The sequence below is a fragment of the Micromonospora sp. NPDC047730 genome, assembly GCF_043204765.1.
Lineage (GTDB): Bacteria > Actinomycetota > Actinomycetes > Mycobacteriales > Micromonosporaceae > Micromonospora.
The window spans coordinates 41,978-66,036 of sequence record NZ_JBIDCU010000009.1; the positions used below are offsets into that span (position 1 = coordinate 41,978).

The following is a 24,059-nucleotide window of genomic DNA, read 5'->3' on the forward strand; positions in this document are numbered from 1 at the left end:
GGGGGGGCCCCCCGTGGCCGGGCGCCGGTATCACGCGCCCCCCCGGCGCCCCGGGCACGGCGGGCCACACCCCCACCACCACGCACCACAACCCACCACCACGCACCGCAACCCACACCCCCACCAAGACCGCACAGCAAGCCACAACGCCACCAAGCCGGCGAGCCACGACGCAGAGCAACCGCCGATCACACCCCGCGGCCCCACCGCCGGTACTAGCCTCGACAACAGGGCCGGGCGCGACGCCTGCGGAGGTGATGCCGGATGGCCGCAGCCACCGAGGCGGCCGTGCTGGTCGGGCTCGGCTCCGAGCGCAACCTGCCGGTGGTCAGGCTGGCCGCGCAGGAGGCCGCCGCGCACGGCCACCCGCTGTGCCTGCTGCACGCGTTCAACTGGACGGCCGCGCTGGAGGCCCCGTCGATCGCGGGGCCGCGCGCCGAGGCCGAGAATCTGATCTCCAGGGCCGCCGAGATCGCCGCCCAGGTCGACCCGGCGCTGCCGGTCAGCGGCGAGATCGTCGAGGGTGCCGTCGTCGCCACCCTGGTCCGCCGGTCGGAGTCGGCGTTCCTGCTCGCCATCGGAGACGCCGGCATGGCGGCCTGCGGCGACTGCGTGCCGGCCGACGTGCCGGCGGTGCAGCTCGCCGCCCGGGCCGGATGCCCGGTGCTGGTGGCCCGCCGGGATCCGCCGCCGCAGGGCCCGGTGCTGGTCGGGGTGGACGGCTCCGCCAGTTCCCGGGGAGCGCTGGAGTGGGCGTTCGAGTGCGCGGCCCGGCGGGAGGCGCGACTGCTGGCCGTCCGGGTCGTCGAGCCGGAGGACGGCACGGAGGACCCCGGCCTGCTCGTCGAGTTGGTGGCGCGGTACGCGCGCCGGTTTTCGTCGGTGCCGGCGGAGTGCCACACGATCCGCGGCGACCCTGGCACTGTCCTGGTCGAGCAGTCCCGCTCGGCGCAGGTGGCACTGGTCGCCGCCCGGGGCGACGAGCCGTGGCGGGGCATGCTCGGCGCGGTGAGCCAGGCGCTGCTCTACCACTCCCCCGCGCCGGTGATCGTGGTGCGCGGGCTGACGGGGGTGCCGGTGGACGGGGCGTAACGCCCGCCCGGCGCGGGACCAACGGCCCTGATCCACATCGGCGCCGACCGGCGAAGCTGGAACCGGCCCGGACGAATCCGCGCTCCGAGGATGCAGGATTCCCCTATCCGCGAGAGGCTCATGCAGTATGGACACCGCTCTCGACCTGCACAGCCCCCTGACCGAAGACGAGCTGCGCCGGCTGGACGCCTACTGGCGGGCGGCGAACTACCTGACCGTCGGGCAGATCTACCTGCTGGACAATCCGCTGCTCCGCGAGCCGCTGGCGCCCGAGCACGTCAAGCCGCGGCTGCTCGGCCACTGGGGCACCAGCCCCGGGCTGAACCTGCTCTATGCCCACCTCAACCGGGTGATCGTCGCCCGTGACCTGCGGGCCATGTTCGTGACCGGTCCCGGCCACGGCGGCCCGGCGATCGTCGCGAACACCTGGCTGGAGGGCACCTGGAGCGAGCGGTACCACCACATCGGCCGCGACGAGGCCGGCATGGCCGGGCTGTTCCGCCAGTTCTCCTTCCCCGGCGGCGTCCCGAGCCACGTGGCGGCGGAGGTGCCGGGTTCGATCCACGAGGGCGGCGAGCTGGGGTACGCGCTGAGCCACGCCTACGGCGCGGCGTTCGACAACCCCGACCTGCTGGTCGCCTGCGTCATCGGGGACGGGGAGGCGGAGACCGGCCCGCTCGCGGGGAGCTGGCTCTCCAACGTGTTCCTCAACCCGGCCCGCGACGGGGTGGTGCTGCCCGTCCTGCACCTCAACGGCTACAAGATCGCCGGTCCGACCGTGCTGGACCGGATTCCCGAGGACGACCTGCTGGACATGATGCGCGGCTTCGGCTACCAGCCGTACGTGGTGGCCGGTGACGACCCGGCGACCGTGCACCAGACGCTCGCCGCCACGCTGGACCGGGCGCTCGACGAGATCGCCGACATCCAGCGGCGGGCCCGCTCCGGCGGCACCGTCGAGCGGCCCCGCTGGCCGATGATCGTCCTGCGTACGCCGAAGGGCTGGACCGGGCCGCGAGACGTCGACGGCAAGCAGGTGGAGGGCACCTACCGCGCGCACCAGGTGCCCCTGGCGGAGGTACGGAAGAACCCGAAGCACCTGGCCGAGTTGGAGCGCTGGCTACGCAGCTACCGTCCGGAGGAACTCTTCGACGCGACCGGCGCGCCGGTGGCCGAGCTGGCCGAGCTGCCCCCGACGGGCGAGCGGCGGATGAGCGCCAACCCGGTCACCAACGGCGGGCTGGTGCTGCGCGACCTGAGGCTGCCGGACTTCCGCGGCTACGCCGTCGACGTGCAGCGGCCCGGCGAGACCGTGGCCGGGGCGACGGGCGCGCTGGGCCCGTGGATACGCGACGTGATCACCGCCAACCCGGAGACGTTCCGCCTCTTCGGCCCGGACGAGGTCGCCTCGAACCGGCTGGGCGCGGCGTTCGAGGTCACCGACCGGGCGTGGATGGCCGGGACGGTGCCCGGCGACGAGCACCTCTCGCCGGACGGGCGGGTGATGGAGGTCCTCTCCGAGCACCTGTGCCAGGGTTGGCTGGAGGGCTACCTGCTCACCGGCAGGCACGGCATCTTCACCAGCTACGAGGCGTTCATCCACATCGTCGACTCGATGGTCAACCAGCACGCCAAGTGGCTGAAGGTCACCCGGGACATCCCGTGGCGCACGCCGGTGGCGTCGCTGAACTACCTGCTGTCGAGCCACGTGTGGCGGCAGGACCACAACGGCTTCTCCCACCAGGACCCGGGCTTCATCGACCACGTGATGAACAAGAAGGCCGAGGTGGTACGGGTCTACCTGCCGCCGGACGCGAACACCCTGCTCTCGACGATGGACCACTGCCTGCGCAGCCGGCACTACATCAACGTGGTGGTGGCCGGCAAGCAGCCCGCACCGAACTGGCTGTCGATGGACGAGGCGGTCATGCACTGCCGGCGGGGCATCGGCATCTGGGACTGGGCCAGCACCGACGGCGGCGAGGAGCCGGACGTCGTGCTCGCCTGCGCCGGCGACGTGCCGACGCTGGAGACGCTGGCCGCCGCCGACCTGTTGCACAAGCACCTGCCGGAGCTGAAGGTGCGGGTGGTCAACGTGGTCGACCTGATGCGCCTGCAACCCCCGACGGAGCACCCGCACGGGCTGTCGGACAAGGAGTTCGACACGATCTTCACGCGGGACAGGCAGGTCATCTTCGCCTACCACGGCTACCCGTGGCTGATCCACCGGCTGACCTACCGTCGGACAAACCACGACAACCTGCACGTGCGCGGCTACAAGGAGGAAGGCACCACCACCACGCCGTTCGACATGGTGATGCTCAACGACCTGGACCGCTTCCACCTGGTCATCGACGTGATCGACCGGGTGCCGGGGCTGGCGGCCCGGGCCGCCCACCTGCGGCAGGACATGGTCGACGCGCGCCAGTCCTGCCGGGACCACACCCGCCGGTACGGCGAGGACGACCCTCGGGTGGCGGAATGGCGCTGGGTCCGCGAGACGGAAGCCGGTCTGAGAGGTGAGGCATGAGCGGCAACGAGATCCTGGTCGGCTACGACGGCTCCCCCGACGCCTCGGTCGCGCTGGAGTGGGCGCTGGAGGAGGCCGGCCGCAGCGGACGCCCCGTCCGGCTGGCGTACGTCTTCGAGTGGGTCACCGTGGCCGGCTGGGTCGGCCCCGGCATCGCCCCGGGCATCTGGCCGGACGAGGCGGCCCGCCGGCAGGTCGAGGAGCTGGTACGCAAGGCGGCGGCGGACGCGGTCGCCGCGCACCCGGAACTGACCGTCACCGGTGAGGTGTTCGACGGGCCGCCCACGGTGGTGCTCCAGGAGCGTTCGGCCCGGGCCGGCCTGCTGGTGCTGGGCACGCGGGGGCACGGCGGTTTCGGCGGGCTGCTCATCGGTTCGACGGCGGTGGCGGTCACGGCCCACGCGCACTGCCCGGTCGTGGTGGTCCGCCAGGAGGCAGCCGCGGGCGGGCGGACGGGGCCCGTGGTGGTCGGCGTGGACGGCTCGGAGTGCTCGCTGGTGGCGCTCGGCTTCGCGTACGAGCAGGCGGCCGCCCGGGGGCTGCCGCTGCACGTGCTGCGGGCCTGGCATCCGGGGGCCGGCCAGCGCCCGCCGTCGGGCCCCGAGGCGCGGGAGGCGGCGGCCGCCGACCGGGCCGAGCTGGACGAGCCGCTGGCCCGCTGGAGCCGGACCTTCCCGGACGTGGAGGTCGAGGTGCAGGTGGCGGCGGGCGGCCCGGCGTCCCTGCTGGTCGACGCCAGCCGCAACGCGTCCCTGGTCGTGGTCGGCACCCGCGGCCGCGGCGGCCTGAAGGGGATGCTGCTCGGCTCGGTCAGCCAGCAGCTCATCCAGCACGCCCACTGCCCGGTGGCGGTCGTCCGCGAGCGGTGAGAGGAGGGGACCTGGTCCGGGCAGCGTCGGGCTGGGGCACGATGGGGAGAAACGGAAGGGTCGAGACGATGAGCCACGAAACGCCGGCCAGGGACCGCCCCCTGACCACCGCCCTCGCGGAGGCCGCCGCGACGGCCGGGCACGCGCCGTCGGTGCACAACAGCCAGCCGTGGCGGTGGCGGGTGCTGCCGGACGCGCTGGAGCTGCGCGTGGTCCGGGATCCCCGGCTGACCGCCACGGACCCGGAGGGCCGGCTGGTGGCGTACAGCTGCGGGGCGGCGCTGCACCACGCGCGGGTGGCGCTGACCGCGGAGGGCTGGACGGCCGTGGTGGAGCGGATGCCTGACCCGGACGCCCCTGATCTGCTCGCCCGGCTGACCGGGCTGGGCCGCGTGGAGGCCGACCCGGAGGCCATGCGCCTGGTGCAGTGCATGCAGGTCCGGCACACGGACCGGCGCCCGGTCAGCGACGAGCCGGTGCCGACCGACGCCCTGGGGCGGATCGCGGCGGCGGTCGCCGCCGAGGGGTGCCAGCTCCAGTTCCTCGACCGCGACAACATCCTGGAGCTGGCCGCCGTCGCCAGCCACGCCGCGACGGTCGAGGCGGAGGACTCGCAGCTGCGCGAGGAGTTGGAGTACTGGACCAGCCGGGGCGGCTCCGGCACCGGCCTGCCGCCGGAGGTGCTGCCCGAGGAGGCGCCGCAGACCACCGTGCCGGCCCGGGACTTCGGCCGCCCCGGCACCCTGCCGGTCGGTCCGGGGCACGACCGGGCCGCCGTGTACGGGCTCCTCTACGGCGACGAGGACGAGCCGGACAGCTGGCTGCGCGCCGGCGAGGCGCTCTCGGCCGCCTGGCTGACCGCCACCCGGCTCGGGGTGTCGGTGGTGCCGCTGAGCGGCGTGGTGGAGGTGGCGGGCACCCGGCAGACGCTGCGTGGGCTGCTGGCCGGCCTCGGCTACCCGTACCTCGTGCTGCGGCTGGGGATCGCGGACCCGGCGCACGCCGGACCGCCGCACACCCCGCGGCTCGAGGTGCGGCAGGTGGTGGACACGTCGGCGGTCCGCGCCGGGGGCGCGTAGCGCGCGCCTTGGGCCACGGCCACCGGGAGATACCATCGCCCGGTGGCCGCCAGCGCACCGAACCCGCCGTACGAACCGCACGTGACCCCCTCCCTGGGGCTGAGCCCGCTGTCCCGGATCCGGCTCGACGAGCTGCTCCAGGAGATGCTGGACCGGGTCGGCGAGGTGGTGACCAGCCGGGAGCGGCTGCGGGCCCTGCTCGACGCGGTGGTCGGCATCAGCACCGACCTGGATCTGCGCAGCACCCTGCAACGCATCGTGGAGGCGGCCTGCGAGCTGGTTGGCGCCCGCTACGGCGCGCTCGGCGTGATCGGCCAGGACCGGATGCTGCACGACTTCATCACCTACGGCATCGACGCGGAGCTGCACGCGAAGATCGGCGACCTGCCCCACGGGCGGGGCGTGCTCGGCCTGCTCATCGACGATCCGCGCCCGCTGCGGATGCCCGACATCACCCAGCACCCGAAGTCCTACGGGTTCCCGCCGCACCACCCGCCGATGCACAGCTTCCTCGGCGTGCCCGTGCGCATCCGCGACCACGTCTTCGGCAACCTCTACCTGGCCGAGAAGCAGGGCGGCGCGGAGTTCACCGAGGATGACGAGGAGATCGTGGTCGCGCTCGCCGCGGCGGCCGGCGTGGCGATCGAGAACGCCCGCCTCTACGCGCTGGCCCACCGGCGGGAGCGCTGGCTCGCCGCGACCGCCGAGATCACCGGCGTGCTGCTGGGCGAGGTGCGCCGCACCGACGCGCTGGAGCTGGTGGCGCGGCGCGCCCGCGAGGTCGCCGAGGCGGAGGTGGCGCTGGTCCTGCTCTACGACCCCGACGCCGAGGAGTTCACCGTCGAGGTGGTGGACGGGGCGGACGAGCAGGCCGGCGCGCTGGTCGGCACGGTGCTGCCCGCGGCCGAGACGAGCTTCGCCGCCGCCGTCGCCGAGGGCCGGCACGACCAGGTGGCGGACCTGGCCCACGCCGCGCCCTGGCCGGCGTTGCTGAGCACCGGGCCGGCGGTGGTCTCCCCGCTGGCCACCGCCGACACCCTGCACGGCGTGCTGGTGATCGCGCACCGCCCCGACCGGTTGCCCGTGGCCACCGACGACGACATGGCCCTGTTGGGCAGCTTCGCGGGGCAGGCCGCGCTGGCCATGGAACGGGCCCGCGGGCAGGAGGAACGGGAGCTGCTGGTGGTCCTGGAGGACCGCGAGCGGATCGCCCGGGACCTGCACGACGTGGTCATCCAGCGGCTCTTCGCCACGGGCCTGCAGTTGCAGAGCGCCGCCCCGATGGCCACCCGGCCGGAGCTGGCCAAGCGGATCAACGCGGCGGTCGACGACCTGGACGCCACCATCAAGGACATCCGCCGCACCATCTTCGAGCTGCGTACCCCGATGAGCGCGGCGCTGCGCACCGAGATCCGCGAGGCGGTCGAGGTGGCCGCCGAGTCACTCGGCTACCGGCCCCACCTGGAGCTGACCGGGCCGATCGACAGCGCCGTCCCCGACGAGGTCCGTCCCGACGTCACCGCCGTGCTGCGGGAGGCGCTCTCCAACGCCGTACGCCACGCCCAGGCCACCCGGATGACCGTGGCGGTGCGCGTCGACGCCGGCAGGGTGACGCTGACCGTCACCGACGACGGGGTGGGCTGCGACCCGGCCGCCGCGCGCGGCGGGCTGGTCAACCTGCGCGAGCGCGCCGAACGGCACGGTGGCGAGTTCGAGGTACGCCGGGCCGAGCCCCGCGGCACCGAACTCCACTGGTCCGTCCCCCTGCCCGCCTGACGCCGCGACCCGGCGCCCGCTCGTGCGGGCTTCCTCGCGCACGCTGTCGAGCTGCCCCACGGGACGGGGCAGGACGACGGACGCGACGGTCGGTGGCGGTCAGCGGGCCTTGCCGAGGAGCCGGGTGGCGAGGACGGCGGCCTGGGTGCGGCGCTCCAGGCCGAGCTTGGCCAGCACGCTGGAGACGTAGTTCTTCACCGTCTTCTCGGCCAGGAACATCTTCCCGGCGATCTCCCGGTTGGTGAGGCCCTCGGCCACGTACTCCAGGATCCGCCGCTCCTGCTCGGTGAGCGACTTCAGCTCGCGGGGCTGCTCGACGCCGCTGCGGATGCGCTCCAGCACGCGGGTGGTGATCGCCGGGTCGAGCAGCGACTGGCCGGCCGCCACCCGACGCACGGCGTCGACCAGGTCGGTGCCGCGGATCTGCTTGAGCACGTAGCCGGCGGCGCCGGCCATGATCGCCGCGAAGAGCGCCTCGTCGTCCTCGTACGAGGTGAGGATCAGGCCCTTGATCGACGAGTCCACGGCCCGGACGTCCCGACACACGTCGATGCCGTTGCCGTCGGGCAGCCGCGCGTCGAGAATCGCCACGTCCGGCCGCAGGGCCGGGATGCGGCGGGCCGCCTCCTGGGCCAGGCCGGACTCGCCCACCACCTCGATGTCACCGCTGCTCTGCAGCAGGTCGGCCAGGCCACGACGGACGACCTCGTGGTCGTCGAGCAGGAACACGCGGATCATCCCTCGTTTCTACCCCGTTCCCACCGGTTTTCGCACGGGCCGAAGGTCCCGAACCGGCCCGTCCGGGCCGTCGTCCGGCCCCACCCCGCCGGGATGCCCGTCGGCAGGTGGGCGGAGCCAGCCGGGCCGAAGGCCCCTGACCTGCGACGGAGCCAGCCCGGCCGAACGTCCCTGACCTGGGGCGGGGCCGGTCGGGCCCAGCGGGACGGGACGTCCGGCCCTGCCCGCGCCCCGCCCCGCTGACGCACCGTGGAGGTGTACCGGACGGGGACGGCACGACCTGCCACGGGAAGGAGCACAATCATGGACACCGGCTTCACCGTCGAGCAGCTACGGGCCGCCGCGACCGACGCCGTACGGGCACCGTCGCTGCACAACACCCAGCCGTGGCGGTTCCGGCTGCGCGACGGCGGCATCGAGGTGCTGGTCGACCCGGCCCGGCGCCTGCCGGCCACCGACCCGAACGGCTGGGGCGTCCGGATCGCCTGCGGCGCGGCGCTGTTCAACCTGCGGCTCTCCCTCGCCGCGGCCGGCGCCCCGGCGACCGTACGGCTGCGTCCCTACCCGGCGGAGCCGGACGTGGTGGCCCGGCTGGTCCCGGACGTGCCGCGCCACCCCACCCCCGCCGAGCAGGCCCTGCACGCGGCGATCCCCCGCCGGTTCAGCAACCGGACGCCGTTCTGGCCCGACCCGGTGCCCGCCGACGCCCGCTGGCGGCTGGCCGAGGCGGCCCGCGCCGAGCACTGCTGGCTGGAGTTGCTGATCGGGGTCAGCGCCGTCAACGCGTTCGCCGAGATCGCCCGCAGCGCCCACCGGGTCCTCGAACGCGACCCGGCGTACGTGGCCGAACGCCAGGAGTGGGTGCGCTCGGCCCCCGCCCCCGACGGGGTGCCGGTCGCGTCCGGCGGCCCGCTCGGCGAGCCGCAGGACCTGCTGCCCTCCCGGGGCTTCGGCGGCCTGGACCGGGCACCGGGGCGGGACTTCGAGCCGGAGCCGCTGGTCGTCGTGCTCGGTTCGCCCGGCAACACCGCCGTCGACCAGGTCGTCGCCGGGCAGGCGTTGCAGCGGGTGCTGCTGACCGCGACCGATTCGGGGCTGGCGGTGTCGATGCTGTCCCAGCCGATCGAGGTGCCGAGCGCGCGGGAGCGGTTGCGGCTGTCGCTGGGGCGGTTCGGCACGCCGCAGATGGTGATGCGCATCGGGTACGGCCAGCCGGGCTGGCCCACCCCGCGCCGGGCTGTGGACGAGGTGCTGGACGTGCCGGTCAGGCGGTCATGACCAGCCCCCACCCGCCCTACGGCTGTGGCGGGGGCAGGACCTGCGGCCACGGTCGAACTGGAGAGGTGTCCGGCCGCCTCGTCGACGAGCAGGGTCCGTCTGGTCGGTGATGCCTGGGTGTGACTGTGGGTTCTTCTCATTGGTCGCGGTCGGCTGCAATGGACGTATGTCGTTTCGTGGTCAGCCGGGTACTGGAAACCGTCAACGTGTGTCCGCTTCGAGGCGGCGTTTAAGAGCTGCAGGCCAATACACGGACGGGCTGCGGGTGCCACGTTCCCCGCGGCCCGCGGCGGCTCGGCTGGAGGTGGGGCCGATCGACGTCAAGCCTGACCCGTGGCAGCGTTTGGTGGCCATCGGCAGCATCCTGTCGGTGTTGTTCGTGGCCATCGGCCTGTACATCACCAATGAGGCCAACCGTGAGACCAGCGAGGCCAACCGCGAGCAGCATCGTCTCGCCGCTCAGGGGCAGATCACTGATCGGTTCACCAAGGCGGTGGAGCAGCTCGGCCAGCCCGGCGCGGAGAAGGTGGACGTGCGTCTGGGTGCGATCTACGCCTTGGAGCGCATCATGCGCGACTCAGCCGTGGACCAGCCTGCCGTCGTCGACATCCTCGCCGCGTTCATCCGGGTTCACGCCCCCGCACTCAAGCGGACCAGCACTCCGGCTTCTTCAGCTCCTCGCCCACCGGTCGATATCCAGGCCGCCGTGACCGTGCTGGGCCGCCGCGATATCACCCGCGACGGCACCATCGGAAACGAGGCACTGCCTATCCGCCGTCTCGACCTCTCCAACATCAACCTGGCCCGCGCGAACCTGGCCTACGCGAACCTGAACGGCGCGAGCCTGGGCGGCACGGACCTGGCCGGCGCGACCCTGATCGAAGCGAGCCTGACCGGCACGAACCTGAACGACGCGAACCTGACCCGCACGGTTCTGCACAACACGAAGCTGGCCGGCGCGATCCTGACCGACGCGGACCTGACCCAGGCGTTCCTGTATGGCGCGGACCTAACCCGCGCGAACCTGACCCGCGCAAACCTGAACCAAGCGTTCCTGAACGGCACGAACCTGAAGGGCCGGGTCAGCGCGAGAACCGCGAATGTGGTCGCGAACTTGACCGCGAACCTGGCCTACGCGGACTTGACCGACGCGATCCTGACCGGCGCGGACCTGACCGGCGCGAACTTGACCGGGGCGAACTTGACCGGCGCGGACCTGACCGGCGCGGACCTGACCGACGCGAACCTGGCGTGCGCCAAGACCGATGACCGCACGCGATGGCCTGCGGGGGTGCCGCGGCCGGCGCCGTGTGATGAGTGACCTCCACAGGGGATACACCCCGCTACATCCAAAGGATCATCATGGTGCGTCGCGAAAGCCACAATCCGGGCGCGGATTCGTTCGGCAACCGGGCCTGCGGTCGGGTGCGGTCATGCTCGACCGTTCACGTCATGCTGACAGCGTGACCACCAACGGCGAACCCGACGCGCCACGCACCCGATTGGACTGGCGGAGCCGACTGTCCGTGGTGCTGCTCAGCGCGGCCGGCGGCATGGGCATCAACGTCCTGAGCAACGACGTCGGCTACCGAGGCGTGGCCGCCGCGACCGCCGCCGGCGCGGTCCTGTCCGCCGCCGCCTCACTACGCCGGCTTCCCCCACGGGCGCCCCTGGTCCGCCACACCGCCCGAACCCTGCTCGCCCTGGCCCTGCTCGCCGCGATCGCCGCCGCCGTCGGTCCGGCATCCTGGGCCGCCTACACCACCCTGATCGCAGCCGCCCTGACGATCGCCGCCGTCCTCACCACCAACACCACCGACACCGCCGTCACCCTGCTGCTCAACGCAGCGGTCATCGGCGGCGGGGTGGCGCTCATCGGCGCCGGCATCGCGATCCTGACCGACAGCAACATCCTGCTCGGCGTAGCGGTCATTGGCGGCGGGGTGGCGGGCATCGGCCTCGGCATCGCGATCCTGACCGACAGCAACATCCTGCTCGGCGTAGCGGTCATTGGCGGCGGGGTGGCGCTCATCGGCGCCGGCATCGCGGCCCTGACCGACAGCAACATCCTGCTCGGCGTAGCGGTCATCGGCACCGGGGTGGCGCTCATCGGCATCGGCATCGCGCGCCTGACCGACAGCAACATCCTGCTCGACTCAGCGGTCATCGGCGTCGGGGTGGCGCTCATCGGCGGCGGCATCGCGGCCCTGACCGACGGCGACACCCTGCTCGGCGTAGCGGGCATCGGCGTTGGGGTGGCGCTCATCGGCATCGGCATCGCGTTCCTGACCGACAGCCGCATCCTGCTCGGCGTAGCGGTCATCGGCACCGGGGTGGCGCTCATCGGCGGCGGCATCGCGATCCTGACCGGCAGCAACATCCTGTTCGGCGTAGCGGTCATCGGCTTCGGGGCAGCGGGAATCGGTCTCGGCATCGCGGTCCTGGTTCGGGATACCGGTCTCACGACACAGTTACGGGAACGGGTCGCGGCCCTAACGCGGGATCCGGCGGGTGAAAAGTCCACAGCAGAGAACCCGGGCCGGGTTGGGAAGTCGTCCGGCACCTAACCCCGTGCCGTGCCGTGCCAGCCGATGACGGCCGTAGGCCGCCAGCAGGCCGGACGCGGCAACGCCCGGACATGTTCCCGCGATGTTTCGGCAACTGCGGCGCATCCTCTACCGGCCCGCCGCCTGGGTGGGCGCTGCCGGCGTAGCGAATCTCGCCGCACCGTGCTGTGCCGGCCTGGCTGCCGCTGAGATGGTCGGCGGGGTAGCGACAACGACGGACTTGGTCGACGTCGGAAACGCACGCGCCGCGATCTGAGCGGCGCGTGCGTCATGCTCGGCCTCTCCCGCAACGGCATGATCGACTACGGCATGCTCGCCCTGGGCTCGAACCTCCGCCACCCCAGGAGTGGCGGTGGTCCCCTGGACCTCTCGCCACTCACCTTCGATGGTGGCCGTGCCGCGTTCATCGGCGAGGTCTACATCAGCGTCAGCTCGTTCCCCGGCAGCCTGACGGCGTAGTCGTCGACCACCCGGAACGCGTACGCGGCGGGGGTGTGGGCCCGGTCGACGAAGCCGGGCACCTGCCGTAGGAGTTCGCGGACGTCGTGCCCGGCGCGCTGCAACTGGTCGAGCTCGTACGCCAGCGCTGGCCACGCCTCCGACCCGATGACCCGCTCCGCCCGGTCGGCGGTCCAGACCCCCGCACATGCGCCGCCATCGCCTCCTGGCGCTCCTGGGCGGTGCGGCGTCGCTCGCCGACGTCATCGGGCCGGGCATCCGCCGTCCGGTCGCCGTCCTTCGACGATCTAGCGGGACAGAATACGCCTGATCGCGGGGCCGAGGGCGACCACGCTGGCCGCGTCGTCGGGCTGATGCGTCGCCCATACCACGCCCCCCATCACCTCCGAAGGATCGGAAAGTCCGGGAAGAACGCGCTCCACCGTCGAGGAGCCCAGTTCCGCCAGAAGCCGGCGGGCGAGCTCTCCGTCACCCGCGATGGCTTCGGCTGGCCAGGTGGCAGTGCCCAACCAGGCGAGCAACGGGCGCACCACCGCGGCCGGATCGGCCTCCGACTGCGTCATCTTGGCGATCATCCGCGGGATCGACGACTGATCGATATTCGCCGCTTGGTCGCCCGACAGATCGCGCAGCTCATCGTGCAGGGCCTCGGGCACACGATGTCGCACCAACGCCGCATCGTCGCCGGCCGGCCTGAACTGGACGTCCCCCTCATCCAATTCCAGGGCGGTGATCATCTCACTCAACAGGCTCCTCGATCCGCCTTGAACACCCAACTCCGAAAGAAAGAGTTCCAGGTCGATCGAATTCGAGGTGGCGAGATCGACACCAAACCGGTCGCGTTGCCAGGCGATGGCACCCGGGTGCACCGACGCGGAGCCGATGAGAACGTCGTCGGCGTCGTACAGGGCCAGCGTGAGATCACCAGGACATCTGCAGATGTCTTCCAGCACCTCACCTGACGTGGTCAATGTCCGCAGCTTCTCCAACGCCGTGGAATCCGCGACTTCGGCGAGCACATCGCGATCCGGCAAAGGAGGGCCGCCCTCCCCTTCGGACAAAATTCGAGCAACGCGGACATGAGCCCATGCGTCTTCGAGCCATTGCCGCATCCGCTTAGCGTTCTTGCGTGAATTCAAGGGACGAACACCATCCTGGTCGTTCGGAACTACCGGAAACGGCTCGGCCGGCACCGAAAGGTGCCGGCCGAGCTGCCAAACTACCGCCTCACCACACTACAGGCCGCCCAGTGGCAGGTACCCATACCAGGTTTGACCAAATCGCTGAGCAGGGTGGGCTCGTCCACCCGCTTTGAGGCCTCACGAACTCTGAGACCACTCGCGGGCAGCAGAGTGAAGTTCGGCATGGATTCGCCGGATCGATAGATCTTCACCGCAGTAGGCGTCGACCGTCCGCTCTCCACCCGGAAGGCGTCCGTATCCAACAGCTTCTTGGAGTACGGCACGTAGACAGCAATCTCCGTTCCCTCCGGGACAGTGAAGTTGCCGTTCGCGACGTCGTGCTTTCCGTGCCCAGCGAACACCACTTCACCGTCCGGACGACCGCCTGGCATGATCGCCTTGGGCGGCGCGGGGGCGGCGCGGGTACGGGCTGCTTGCTCCGCGCGCGTGAGGATGTCATCGGCCCATTTCCTGTTCTCGGCCCAGGTCATCAGGGCAGAACCGGCCCGGCGGAGAGTGTCGACGATCGGGTCGATCTTCTTGATCAGCTTGAGGGCCTTGCCCCATGGCACCATGTCGATGAGCGCCCAGGCACACGCCTTCAGGTCACCACCGATGCAGCCCATGATGTCGTTGATGCCAAAGAACTCGAGCAGAAGCTGGCCGCCCGCCTTGACGATGATGTCGATGGCGTTCTGCTTCTTGACTTCCTTGGCGCGTTTGATCTGCTCGTCGGTGGGGCCGCCACCCTTGCCGCCGCCCTTGCCGCCGCCATTGCCGCCACCGGCCTCGTGGGCGGCGCGGGCCGCAGCCCAGTCGTCATCCCCACAACTGCCGCCGCAGCCGTCGTTGTCGCCCTTCGTCTCGACGACCTCACCGTTGGGCAACTCGTAGTCGGCCCCGCCGCTGCATGCGTCGTCCGAGCAGTGCTTCTGGCCGCTCGGGTCAGAGAACGTGATCGGGTTGTTGTTGCTGTAGGCGTAGGCGTTCCACTGCTGTGGGTCTTTCAGATCCTGGACCGGGTCCACCGAGATGAAACGTCCCAACCCGGGGTCGTACTGTCTGGCCCCGATGTTGGTCAGACCGGTCGGGTCCTTGTCGCCGCCGACGAAGCCCTTGTTGTTGGTCCACTGCGGCTGGCTGCCGCGCGGATCGCCGTACGGGGTCTGCCGTCGGACGCTGACCGCCTGGGTACCCGCGTCGATCGCGGTCTGCTGGGTGCCCTGGTGGTCGGTGTAGAGCCAGGTCAGCCCGTTGGACGTGCGGTTACCGACGGTCCTTCCGGCGAAGCTGTAGTAGCGGGTTCCGGTGACGACCGAGCTGTTCTCCCGCCGGATCTCCTGGCCGGGCAGGTAGAGGGTGGTGCCGGTGGCGTCGCGGCGGATGAGCCGAACACCGTTGGCGTCGTAGATGTTGGTTTCGACGGTCTGCCCACCCGCGCTCACCGAGGCGAGCTTGCCCTCGGAGTTCCAGTTCAGCGTCTGGGAGTTCGTTGGGCTGTCGCAGCTGTTCGCGGTGGTGCCGACCGGCCGACAGGTCATGTTGCCGGCGTCGTCGTAGGCGTACTTGGTGGTGACCGCCGACTGGCCCGGCGCCTGGGTGACGACCTGGGTGACGGCGTGCGGGCGGACGACGTCCTTGCCGCTGGTGGGCGTCGTGTAGGAGCGGTTGGTGTCGCCCGCGGCGGTGTGCACCTTCTCGGTGCTGCGGTTGCCGACGTCGTCGACGGTCCACTCGTGCCAGTACGGCGCCGGGCCGCCCAGGTTCGGAACGCTCGGGTCCGCGGCGCAGTCGATGCCCGACTTCGGCGTCCACGCGTTGGTCATCCGCCGCAACTCGTCGTAGCGGAAGCACTGGGTGTCGGCCGCGCCGACCTCCGGGGTGTCCGCGATCGACAGGATGTTGCCCGCCGCGTCGTGCGTGTAGCGGGTGTCGACCACAGTGCCGGCGGCGGTCTCCGGCTTGATCTTCATCCGGTCGACGCGCCGGGTGGTCAGGTCGTAGTAGCTGGTGTCCTGGACGTAGACCCCACCATCGGTCTTGCGGGTGGTCAGCGTCGGCTCACCGTACTGGGTGTAGTCCTGGCCGATGACGTAGCGGCCGACATTGATCAGGTTGGTGGCCAGCTCCGTCGGCAGGCCCGTGACGGAGTCGTACTTCGTCTCGACCTTCTCTGTGGTCAGGCCGCCGCCGGCCGGGTAGGTGATGGCGGTCGGGCTGCCGTCGTATGGCGAGTAGCCGTAGGCGTAGATCCACGTGCCGGCCAGGCTGGTGCCCTCGTTGGCCGGGATGACGTAGTTCGCGCCGGTCGGCTGGTAGCGGGTGTTGAAGCCGCGCGCCTGCCACTTGTAGGCGTTGGCAGAGCCCGCCGACTCGTACCGGATGCTCTGGGTGAGCTGACCGCGGACGGTCTCGCCGCTGTAGAGCTTGTCGTACTTCCACTCGGCGAGCTTGTTCGTCGCCGCGATGCTGCCCTGGTAGAGACCGGTCCGCCGGCCCAGCGAGTCGTACTGGTTGACCAGCACGTTCTCGTTGGCGTCGGTGGTCGTCTCCACCTGGTCGTACTCGGTGTACGTCGTGCTGACGGTGCCCTTGTCCGGGTCCTTGCCGCTGACCTGCCGGCCCTTGACGTCGTAGGTGTTCACCCACTCGTTGCCGCCGGTGTCCTTGACCAGCGTGAGCTGACCCTTGCGGTTGTACGTGTACGTGGTGACGTGGTCCGGCTTGGTGCCGGTCCGGTCGGCCTGCTGCCGCAGCTCAAGGGTCCGGCCCTCGATGTCGGTCTTCGTCGTGGTGACGGTGCCGCCCTGCGGCGGGGTCACGGTGGTGGTGTCACCCAGGTACCGGGTGGTGGTGCGCCACTTCTCGATCAGGTTGGTGATGCCGTCGGTGCCGAAGAAGACCGCGTCGGTGGGCCGGGAGGCGTTGTCGTAGACCATCTTCGTCAGCGCCGGCACCGACCACTCCGGCTCCCACCAGAGCGCCCCGCTCGGCGCGCCCGGCTCGGCGTGCGCCTGGTAGGTCGTCACGGCGCGCCCGGTCGCGTCGTACAGCGTGTCGGTGACCACCCGGTCGCCGCCCACGCCGGCCTTCTGCGTCTGGCGCGGCCTAAGGAAAGCGTCCTTGATGTCGTACGACGTCAGGTAGCCGCCGCCGGCGTGGAGCACCCGGCTCTTGGTGTACGGGTAGGCGTCCTTGTTCGGCGCGTAGTGGTAGGTGTACTCGACCGACGGGCTGGTCGGGTGGTCGGCCTTGGCCCAGCCGTTCTTCCAGCCCCGGGCGAGCCGGCCCATCGGGTCGTACTCCATGTCGGCGACCCGGCCGTTGTAGTCGGTGGTCCGGATCGGCTGGCCCCAGTAGGGCCGGGTCTCGATGGTGGTGGTCCAGTCGGTGGTGCTGCCGTTCGGGTCGGGCGTCTTCGTGACCACCTTGGTGACCGGCCCACCCGTGGCCGGGGTGTACTCCGTGGTCGCCGTCCGGCCGCGCACATCAGTGGCGGTCTTCGGCCGCCCGTACGCGTCGAAGGTGGCCTGGCTGACCGTCTGCCACACGGTGCCCCCGGCGAGCGACCAGTCCTTGAGCTTGTCGACCCGGGTCACCGCGCCGGTGGTCGGCGCGGTGTCGATGCTGGTGGCGCCGTCGTAGAACTTCCGCTCGTCGGCGACGATGTCGTCCTCGCTGGCCGGCGCGGTCGCGCAGGGCAGCACCTTGACGGTGAGCCGCTTGACCGTCTGCGTGATGTTCGCACCGGTGTTACGCGTGTACTCGTACGTGGTGCACTTCTCGTCGCCGGTCTTGGCGACGTCACCGTCGGCTTGGACGGTCTCGATGGTGCCGTACGTGTCGTGGAAGGTCGACACGTTGCGCGAGGTCCGCCACCCGGCGACACCGTCCACGCCGAGCGCGACGGCGCTGTAGGTGATCCGGGTGTTGGTCCAGCGGGCGGTGACCTCGTCGCCGTTGATGGTGCGGGTGGCGAGCGCCGGCGAGCGCCAGGGTACGTTGACGGTCTTGCTGACCGGCTTGGTGTCGACGCCGTTGTAGAGCACCTGCTCGCGCACCATGCCGGCGAACTGGTCCTCGTCGTACACCGTCTCGGTGCCCAGGGACGCGGCGACGGTGACCTCGCGGGTGCCGCCGGACTTGTTCAGCCGGTCGCCGTGCATGCCCCGCAGGAAGGTGGTGCGGGTCAGGGTCTGCGTCGGGGCGTCGCCCTTGCGGACCTCGACCTGGGCGTAGCCGCGGAACTGGTTCCACGTCTTGCGCTTCGGCTTGACCAGGCCGTTGTCGTCGGCGTAGTGCCACGCCGGCGTGCCCAGGTACTTGTAGTAGGTGTTCTGCACCGGCTGGCCGCGGTCGGAGCCGCTGGCCATGACCATGATGTCCGACTCGGACACCTGCTTCACGACGTACTTGTGCCAGTACTCGGTGAGTTCCTTGTCTGAGTCGTACGGGTCCGGGCCGACCACCGGGTAGCAAAGCCGGGTGTTGGTCTCCGGCGCCGACGGCAGGCTGCCGGAGGTGCAGTCGGGCAGGCTGTACGTAACCTGGATCTTGCCGCCGGTCTCGGTGACGATGTTGCCGATCCGCATCCGGTTGTTGCTGGTGTTGTTCTTGCTGAGGACCCGGTTCGGCATCGACACCGGCTCGAACGTCACCGGCGGCATCGCCTCCGTGCCGCCGACGAGGCCCTTGTACTGCAACGAGCTGAGCCACAGGCCGGCGTGGTCGCTGCCGTCACCGACCGAGGGGTAGGTGTGGCCGAGCGTCCACGAGTCGACGGGCTGCCAGGCCGGGGTGGTCTTGGTGGTGTCCCAGACCTGGGTGGTGACGGTCGACAGCCGCTTGGTGGTCCAGAACGTCGGACCGTAGTTCTCCTTGCAGTCCGCCGCCCCGGCCGTGCACTCCTGGTCCCACGGCACGTCCTTCCAGTGCGCCGCGTCCTTGATGTGGCAGTCCGACGCGCACCGGTCGACGCTGTTCAGGACGACCTGCGCGAGCGGGGTCACGGACCGGTCGGTGGCGCCGCGGTCCCAGGTGCCGTAGTCGATCCGCTTGAGCACGCCGCCCCGGGTGTACAGGGCCTTGTTGGTCGACGTGGCGTTCTTGCCGTAGTAGTTGGTCTCCTTGTCGTACCAGTACGACAGCGTGTTGCCCCGGGGATCGACGACGTAGTCGAGGTTCCACCGCCACGTCTGGTTGCAGAACGACGAGGCGAACGACGAGACGTTGCACGGCTCGTTGGTGTGGTTGCCGGCGACGGGGACGGTCCACGCCGAGTTCGTCGCGCTGCCCTGCCCCGGCAGGTTGTTCAGGCCGAAGAAGTACTGCACGCCGTCGGACGTGGTGACCTTCCAGTGCTCACCGTTGTCGTCGCCGTTGCCGGCGCCGGTCAGCTTCTCGATCTTCGAGCCGTCCTCGCTGCGGGTGTGCCAACCCTTGCCGGCCTCGTAGATCAGCTCGCCGCCGCGCCCGTTGAGCGACAGCGTGGCGTTGTCGGACCGCCAGCACTGGTCACCGGTGCGGTTGGTGCTGTTGTTGCCGCCGGTCATGTCGTCGGCGCACGGCACGTAGCTGCGCTCGATGTAGCCGGACCACAGGTCGAATCCCTCACCGACCCAGGACGGCTGGCTGTTCGACGCGTCCGACTGACCGTCGACCTTGTCCGAGGTGTAGGACAGGCCCAGGGTCGGCGCCGGGCCGCCGATGCCCGGCGGCATCCGCATCGGGTACGACCAGGTGAAGCCGCCCGTCGACGTGCCCGCCGACCAGGTCGCGCTGGCCGACATCGGGGTGGCGGAGAAGTCGCCCTCCGGCCCGGAGGAGCCGGCCGCCAACGCCAGCAGCGTTGCGGTTCCGGCGCTCCGCGCGTCCGCGCCGCTCGCCGTGACCGGCACCTCGGCGCTGACGGAGCTGCCGTCGTTGCGGGATTTCAGCGGCGTGGCCGCGCACTCGGCCTTCCCGGGGGTGCGCAGCCCGCACTCCGGCACCTGCCAGAGCGTGAGCCGCGACGACCAGTTGCCACCGAAGGCGTGCTTGAAGCCGCGGTAGTCCACCGAGACGGTGGCGGCGGCCGGCTGGGGCGCGGCCCCGTCCGGCGCGCTGGCCACGCCCGCCCTGGTCGCCGGCTGGTCGGCGGTGCCGCCGCCGACGCGCAGCAGCAGGCCGTCGCGCCAGCGCGCCGGCACCGCCGACCGGTCCAGCACCTCCACGGACACCGCTGACGCGCGGTCGCCCGCCGCGCCGGGGGCTCGGCTCACCGTCACCGGCAGTGCTCCCGCCTTGACCGGAGCAGCGGCGGCCCGCCGCGCGCCGGCCGGGGCGTCGGGCAGGGTCACGGACGCCTTGCCCGGCTTGGGCCACACGGGGGCGGCGAGCTTCGCGCTCTCGGCCCCCTTGACGGGGTACGCCCGCCCCTGCGCCGTGCCGCCGTGCTTGTCGAGCTTCTCCCGCTGGCCGGTGAGCTTCGTCGGGTCGGGCGCCGCCTGCGCGGGCACCGACAGGCCGGAGAGGGCGAGGGTGCCGGTGAGCGCCGCCGCGACGGCGACATGGATCCGGTTGGGCCGCTTTCGCGGCCTTTGCGGTGGTTCGAGGAGTGGTTTCGGGACGCGTTTCACTGTGCCTCCACAGGCTCGGTCGCAAGGATCGATGGAGAGGAAGAGGGGTGAGCGGGGGGTCAGTCGACCGGTTCGACGGTCTCGGCGGACTCGGAGTTGAAGAGGATCTTGACGGCGGTGTCCGTCAACGCGCCCTGGTAGAGACCGAGGTCGTCGATCTCACCGCGCCACCGGTCGGTCATGCCCGGCGCTCCCCCGGCCGGGGTCCACTGTGCGCCGCCCACGGCCAGCGGGCCGGTGGAGTCGAACGCTCCGGTGAAGGTGCCCGTACCGAAGGGGATGTTGGCCTCGAGGACGCCGTTCACGTAGAGGCGGATCTCCCGTCGGGAGGCGTCGTGGACCCCCACCAGGTGGGTCCACCGGGAGAGGTCGTCCTCCTCGTTCATCAACCGGGACATCATCTGCGCTTCCTTGCTGTTGCCGTTCAGGTCGCTGTCCGCTCCGAAGACGCTGAAACACCACCGGTTCTCCGTCACGCCGTTCACCACCTTCGCGCGCTGCCCGAGGTAGAAGGCGGACTGCTTCGCGCCCATCTGGGAGACGGCGGTCTGCGTACCGCCGAGCGCCGACGGGCGTACCCAGACCGCGACGGAGAAGGACTGGTCGGTGCGGAGGACCCGGCCGTTCTGCCAGACGGGGTTCTGGGGCTCGCCGAGGTTGTCCTGGGAGAGGCCGTACTCGCGGGTGGCCAGGCCGTAGTAGGGGTCGGTCGTGTCCTCCGTGAAGTGCACCGCGTCGAGCAGCAGCCCGTCGTCACGGTGACCGGCCCCGACGTTGCTGCCCTGGGTCAGGGCCAGCTGGCGACCGAACTGGCCGGCCTCGGGAGCGCTGCACAGCGTCGGGTCGAGGAACTCCTCGTAGCAGGGCTGGGCGCCGGAGAAGGTCCAGTCGCCGACCTTGACCGCGCTGAGCATGCCGGGCTCGTCGAAGCCGCCCGACTCCGGGTCCTCGGCGGACTGGCCGATGAAGTCGTGGTTGACGAGGATCCGGTCGTAGACCTGGACATCGGCCAGGTTGCCCTTGAACCAGTTCCCCGGCGTCCCGAAGCTGAAGCCGCGTCCGAGCACGAACTTGCCGTTCGCGCTCCAGGGCGTCCCGGTCCGATCGACCTCCGCGGCGATGGCACCGTTGACGTAGAGCCGCACCTTGCCGGCGGTCTTGTCGTACACGCCCGCGATGTGCGTCCACCGGCCCACGTCCGCCGAGGTCAACACGGTGCTGCTGTACGCCGCCCGGCTCGCGCTGGACTGCAGGTCGCTGTCCTTCATCAGGAACGACCAGCGCGGCGTCAGCGGGGAACCGACCAGCCGCGTGCCCAGGTGGAATCCGGCCGCGCTGGTGGCCTCCTGGGAGGCGACGACAGTGTCGTCCGTCGTGGGCAGTGCGTTCAGCCGCACCCAGCCGGCGACGCTGAACGACCTGGTGGTGTCGACGACCTTCGTCGTGGTGGTCAACGCCGAGGAGGTGCCGTTGAAGGACGCCGTCTCGCCCCGGATCAACCTGAGGTCACCGGTCCAGGAGACGCTGCCTTCGGTGAAGGAGTTGTCGCCGGCCAGCGTCGGCTGGCTGTCCGCCATTGGTCCCGGGTCGACGCCCGGGTAGTTCTCCAGCCCCCAGCGGGCGATCGCGGGCGTCGGTCGGGCGGCGGTGAACTCGTGCGAGCCGTAGCCGATGTTGCCGGCGCCGTCGACGGCGGAGACGGAGATGGTGTTCTGGCCGTACTTCGGCACCATGAGCGACACGGTGGCCTGCTTGCCCGTGACGGTGGCACCCGTCGACGGGTCGGTCCAGGTGCCGGTCGTAGCGGCGATCTCCGTGGTGGGCGGGTTGACCCAGCCGTACCGGAACTTCGTCACGGTGGTGTCGGTGGAGCGGACCGCGAAGGTGGCCACGGTGCCCGGCACCGGGTTCGCCGAGGTGAGCGTCGCGGTCACCGGGGGCACCTTCGTGTCGGCCATGAACCTGCACCAGTCGGACCAGACGCTGGTGCGGCTGTAGGGGGCGGGGTCGGTGGCCTTGGCGCGGAACGCGTACGTGACGGCCTCGGAGACGGTCACCGCCGCCGTGGTGGAGCGACCGCCGGCGGGCACGGACGCTCCGGCGGGTGGCGTCCGGCGCGGCGTCGACGCGTCGATGACCCCGTTGGCGGGCACCTGCACCCACTCGTACGCCGTGGTCAGCGCCTGGGTGCTGTCGGCGTCCGGGAAGATCGCCGAGAAGGTCGGCTTCAGGGTGCCGATGACCAGCGTGGTGTTGGTGGGGCAGGCCACGCCGGCTGCCTGGAGGCTGCTGGGCTTGCCCGGGATGTTGTCGTAGTCGACGATCAGCTTGGCGTTGTTGGGGAAGAACTTCTTCCACCGGTCGGTGGTCGACTCGCCCGAGCCGTCGGTGGCGCTGCACGCGCAGAAACCGAAGGTGATGTTCGTGGCGTTGCTGGTCGCGTGCGACTGGATGACGCTGGTCACCGCCGAGCCGGTGAAGTTGACCGTCATGTCCGGCTGCGGCGAGTCCGAGCAGCCCGAGCCCTCGTTGGCGTGCGAGCTGGCCGACGACTTGAGGCTGTTCAGCTTGGGGGACCAGCCGGTGCGCGGCGTCGAGGCGATGCCACCCGAGTGGTACATGTACGTGGGCGTGTTTCCGCAGGACCAGGAGTGGTCCAGCTTCATCTGCACGTACGCCGACTCGATGTGCTTGCCCTTCATGGCGGTGAGGGGGAAGTCGAAGAAGGAGCGGTACAGCCTGCCGCTCTCGGGGTCCTTGCCCACCCGGGCGACGGTCGTGTCGGTGTTGTTGCTGTTGTTGCTCGTCGCGTACGCCCACCGGGACTTGCCGGTCGACCACGCCGGGTCGATGTAGACGGGGAACGTCGCGTTCGCCGGGACGAGCAGCTTCGCGTCCGGCCGCAGCACCAGGTCACGGCCGGCCACCTCGACACCCACCGGCGCGGTCTTCGCCGCGTCACCCGGCACCGCCGCCGACGACCGCGACGGCAGCCCGCCACCGGTCGGGGCGTCGGCCGCCGACGCGCGGTCCGCTCCGGCCGACCGGGCCGTGGCGGCCGCCGAGGTGTCGTTCGAGTCCCACATGACGGCGGGTTCGGCGGAGGCGATCTGCTCCGCACCCGCCATGGCCGTCAGCCGCCCGTCGGCGCCGCGCACCACCCGGGCGTCCCCGCCCAGCTCGAACCGCAACTCCCGCAGCCTCGGGTTGGCCGCCGCCTGCGCCGACTTCACCACGAACACATGCGTGAACCCGGTGCGGGTCGCCCGCAACACCAGGTCAACGCCCGGCAACACCTCCCCGTACGTCGCCGCATCACCACTGACCGACGGCTTCGGCAACCCACCCGGCCACGACAGGCTCAACGACTTCCCCCGCCGCACCAACGTCACCGCCGCACCCGCACCACCATCCGAGAACCGCACATCCGCCACCGACGCCACCGGACGCCAACCATCCGACCCACGCCGCAACGACAGATCCACATCCACCCACGACCCGTCCGACCGCTTCACCCGCTGCGGCACCACCGCCGACTCCACCGTGAACCCACCCGACGGATTCGCGAACACCTGCGTCAACTCCGTCCGAGCCGACGCCACCTCCACCCGCCGACCCGACCGCACCGCCGCCACCGCCGCCGACCCCGTATCCGGCGCCACCGACGGATCAGTCCGCGGCGCCGCCGGAGCGGCCTGGGCCGCCGACGGCACCCCCAGGACCGAGGCGACGAGCGTTCCGGCCACGAGCGCGGCGACGGCCGCACGAGTACGGTTCATGGGCTTTGGTGGTTGTTTGCGTGCTGTATTCGGGACGCGTGTCACCGTGTGCCTCCAAGGCGTGATCGAAAAATAGCGGAACTTGGTGAGGTGG

At 71.1% G+C, this 24,059-nt stretch carries 14 protein-coding genes; 9 read left to right on the forward strand and 5 right to left on the reverse strand.

The window, feature by feature from the left end; translation table 11 throughout:
* Nucleotides 1-264 precede the first annotated feature (264 nt).
* The 5 genes from ACGF5G_RS21215 (at nucleotide 265) to ACGF5G_RS21235 (ending at nucleotide 7,346) form a co-directional block, all read left to right on the forward strand.
* Entirely contained in the window at nucleotides 265-1,092 is an 828-nt protein-coding gene (locus ACGF5G_RS21215; RefSeq protein WP_393265144.1) for a universal stress protein, read from the forward strand.
* Between the two features lie 127 nt (nucleotides 1,093-1,219).
* On the forward strand, nucleotides 1,220-3,622 hold the full coding sequence (locus tag ACGF5G_RS21220; RefSeq protein ID WP_393265145.1) for a phosphoketolase: 2,403 nt from the start codon (nucleotides 1,220-1,222) through the stop codon (nucleotides 3,620-3,622).
* A complete protein-coding gene (locus tag ACGF5G_RS21225; RefSeq protein ID WP_393265147.1) occupies nucleotides 3,619-4,491 on the forward strand; it encodes a universal stress protein in 873 nt (290 codons plus the stop codon). The genes ACGF5G_RS21220 and ACGF5G_RS21225 overlap by 4 nt, the downstream gene beginning before the upstream one ends.
* A 68-nt stretch (nucleotides 4,492-4,559) precedes the next feature.
* Nucleotides 4,560-5,570, forward strand: coding sequence for an Acg family FMN-binding oxidoreductase (locus ACGF5G_RS21230; protein WP_393265150.1), 1,011 nt, complete (start codon nucleotides 4,560-4,562; stop codon nucleotides 5,568-5,570).
* Nucleotides 5,571-5,669: 99 nt separating this feature from the next.
* The gene (locus ACGF5G_RS21235; RefSeq protein ID WP_393265594.1) at nucleotides 5,670-7,346 is read left to right on the forward strand and encodes a GAF domain-containing protein; all 1,677 of its coding nucleotides are present in this window, start codon (nucleotides 5,670-5,672) and stop codon (nucleotides 7,344-7,346) included.
* Nucleotides 7,347-7,445: 99 nt separating this feature from the next.
* Here ACGF5G_RS21235 and ACGF5G_RS21240 read toward each other — a convergent pair whose 3' ends face one another.
* The gene (locus ACGF5G_RS21240) at nucleotides 7,446-8,084 is read right to left on the reverse strand and encodes a response regulator transcription factor (protein ID WP_357464030.1); all 639 of its coding nucleotides are present in this window, start codon (nucleotides 8,082-8,084) and stop codon (nucleotides 7,446-7,448) included.
* 303 nt (nucleotides 8,085-8,387) lie between these two features.
* Here ACGF5G_RS21240 and ACGF5G_RS21245 point away from each other — a divergent pair, with 303 nt between their 5' ends.
* The 3 genes from ACGF5G_RS21245 to ACGF5G_RS21255 all read left to right on the forward strand — a co-directional run bounded on the left by ACGF5G_RS21245 (nucleotide 8,388) and on the right by ACGF5G_RS21255 (nucleotide 11,929).
* Nucleotides 8,388-9,362: an Acg family FMN-binding oxidoreductase gene (locus ACGF5G_RS21245; protein ID WP_393265153.1), complete on the forward strand. Its 975-nt coding sequence runs from the start codon at nucleotides 8,388-8,390 to the stop codon at nucleotides 9,360-9,362.
* Between the two features lie 304 nt (nucleotides 9,363-9,666).
* The gene (locus ACGF5G_RS21250; RefSeq protein ID WP_393265154.1) at nucleotides 9,667-10,683 is read left to right on the forward strand and encodes a pentapeptide repeat-containing protein; all 1,017 of its coding nucleotides are present in this window, start codon (nucleotides 9,667-9,669) and stop codon (nucleotides 10,681-10,683) included.
* A complete protein-coding gene (locus ACGF5G_RS21255; protein ID WP_393265157.1) occupies nucleotides 10,628-11,929 on the forward strand; it encodes a hypothetical protein in 1,302 nt (433 codons plus the stop codon). Before ACGF5G_RS21250 ends, ACGF5G_RS21255 begins: the two co-directional genes overlap by 56 nt.
* A gap of 416 nt (nucleotides 11,930-12,345) precedes the next feature.
* Here ACGF5G_RS21255 and ACGF5G_RS21260 read toward each other — a convergent pair whose 3' ends face one another.
* From ACGF5G_RS21260 to ACGF5G_RS21275, 4 genes are all read right to left on the reverse strand, one after another.
* Nucleotides 12,346-12,492: a hypothetical protein gene (locus ACGF5G_RS21260; RefSeq protein ID WP_393265160.1), complete on the reverse strand. Its 147-nt coding sequence runs from the start codon at nucleotides 12,490-12,492 to the stop codon at nucleotides 12,346-12,348.
* A 183-nt stretch (nucleotides 12,493-12,675) separates the two neighbouring features.
* Nucleotides 12,676-13,500 carry a hypothetical protein gene (locus ACGF5G_RS21265; RefSeq protein WP_393265161.1) on the reverse strand — a complete coding sequence of 275 codons (825 nt, stop codon included), beginning with the start codon at nucleotides 13,498-13,500 and terminating at the stop codon, nucleotides 12,676-12,678.
* A 107-nt stretch (nucleotides 13,501-13,607) separates the two neighbouring features.
* Nucleotides 13,608-20,186 carry a putative adhesin gene (locus ACGF5G_RS21270; protein ID WP_393265163.1) on the reverse strand — a complete coding sequence of 2,193 codons (6,579 nt, stop codon included), beginning with the start codon at nucleotides 20,184-20,186 and terminating at the stop codon, nucleotides 13,608-13,610.
* Nucleotides 20,187-20,245: 59 nt separating this feature from the next.
* Nucleotides 20,246-23,461: a LamG-like jellyroll fold domain-containing protein gene (locus tag ACGF5G_RS21275; protein ID WP_393265165.1), complete on the reverse strand. Its 3,216-nt coding sequence runs from the start codon at nucleotides 23,459-23,461 to the stop codon at nucleotides 20,246-20,248.
* Between ACGF5G_RS21275 and ACGF5G_RS21280 the strand changes: the two genes are divergently transcribed.
* A complete protein-coding gene (locus ACGF5G_RS21280; protein WP_393265167.1) occupies nucleotides 23,433-24,041 on the forward strand; it encodes a hypothetical protein in 609 nt (202 codons plus the stop codon). The genes ACGF5G_RS21275 and ACGF5G_RS21280 overlap by 29 nt on opposite strands.
* Nucleotides 24,042-24,059 lie beyond the last annotated feature (18 nt).

What these genes read in the sequence shown, in the direction of transcription:
- ACGF5G_RS21215 (WP_393265144.1), top strand. Translation starts at nt 265, where the DNA reads ATGGCCGCAGCCACCGAGGCGGCCGTGCTGGTCGGGCTCGGCTCCGAG.
- ACGF5G_RS21220 (WP_393265145.1), top strand. Translation starts at nt 1,220, where the DNA reads ATGGACACCGCTCTCGACCTGCACAGCCCCCTGACCGAAGACGAGCTG.
- ACGF5G_RS21225 (WP_393265147.1), top strand. Translation starts at nt 3,619, where the DNA reads ATGAGCGGCAACGAGATCCTGGTCGGCTACGACGGCTCCCCCGACGCC.
- ACGF5G_RS21230 (WP_393265150.1), top strand. Translation starts at nt 4,560, where the DNA reads ATGAGCCACGAAACGCCGGCCAGGGACCGCCCCCTGACCACCGCCCTC.
- ACGF5G_RS21240 (WP_357464030.1), bottom strand. Translation starts at nt 8,084, where the DNA reads ATGATCCGCGTGTTCCTGCTCGACGACCACGAGGTCGTCCGTCGTGGC.
- ACGF5G_RS21245 (WP_393265153.1), top strand. Translation starts at nt 8,388, where the DNA reads ATGGACACCGGCTTCACCGTCGAGCAGCTACGGGCCGCCGCGACCGAC.
- ACGF5G_RS21255 (WP_393265157.1), top strand. Translation starts at nt 10,628, where the DNA reads ATGACCGCACGCGATGGCCTGCGGGGGTGCCGCGGCCGGCGCCGTGTG.
- ACGF5G_RS21265 (WP_393265161.1), bottom strand. Translation starts at nt 13,500, where the DNA reads ATGCGGCAATGGCTCGAAGACGCATGGGCTCATGTCCGCGTTGCTCGA.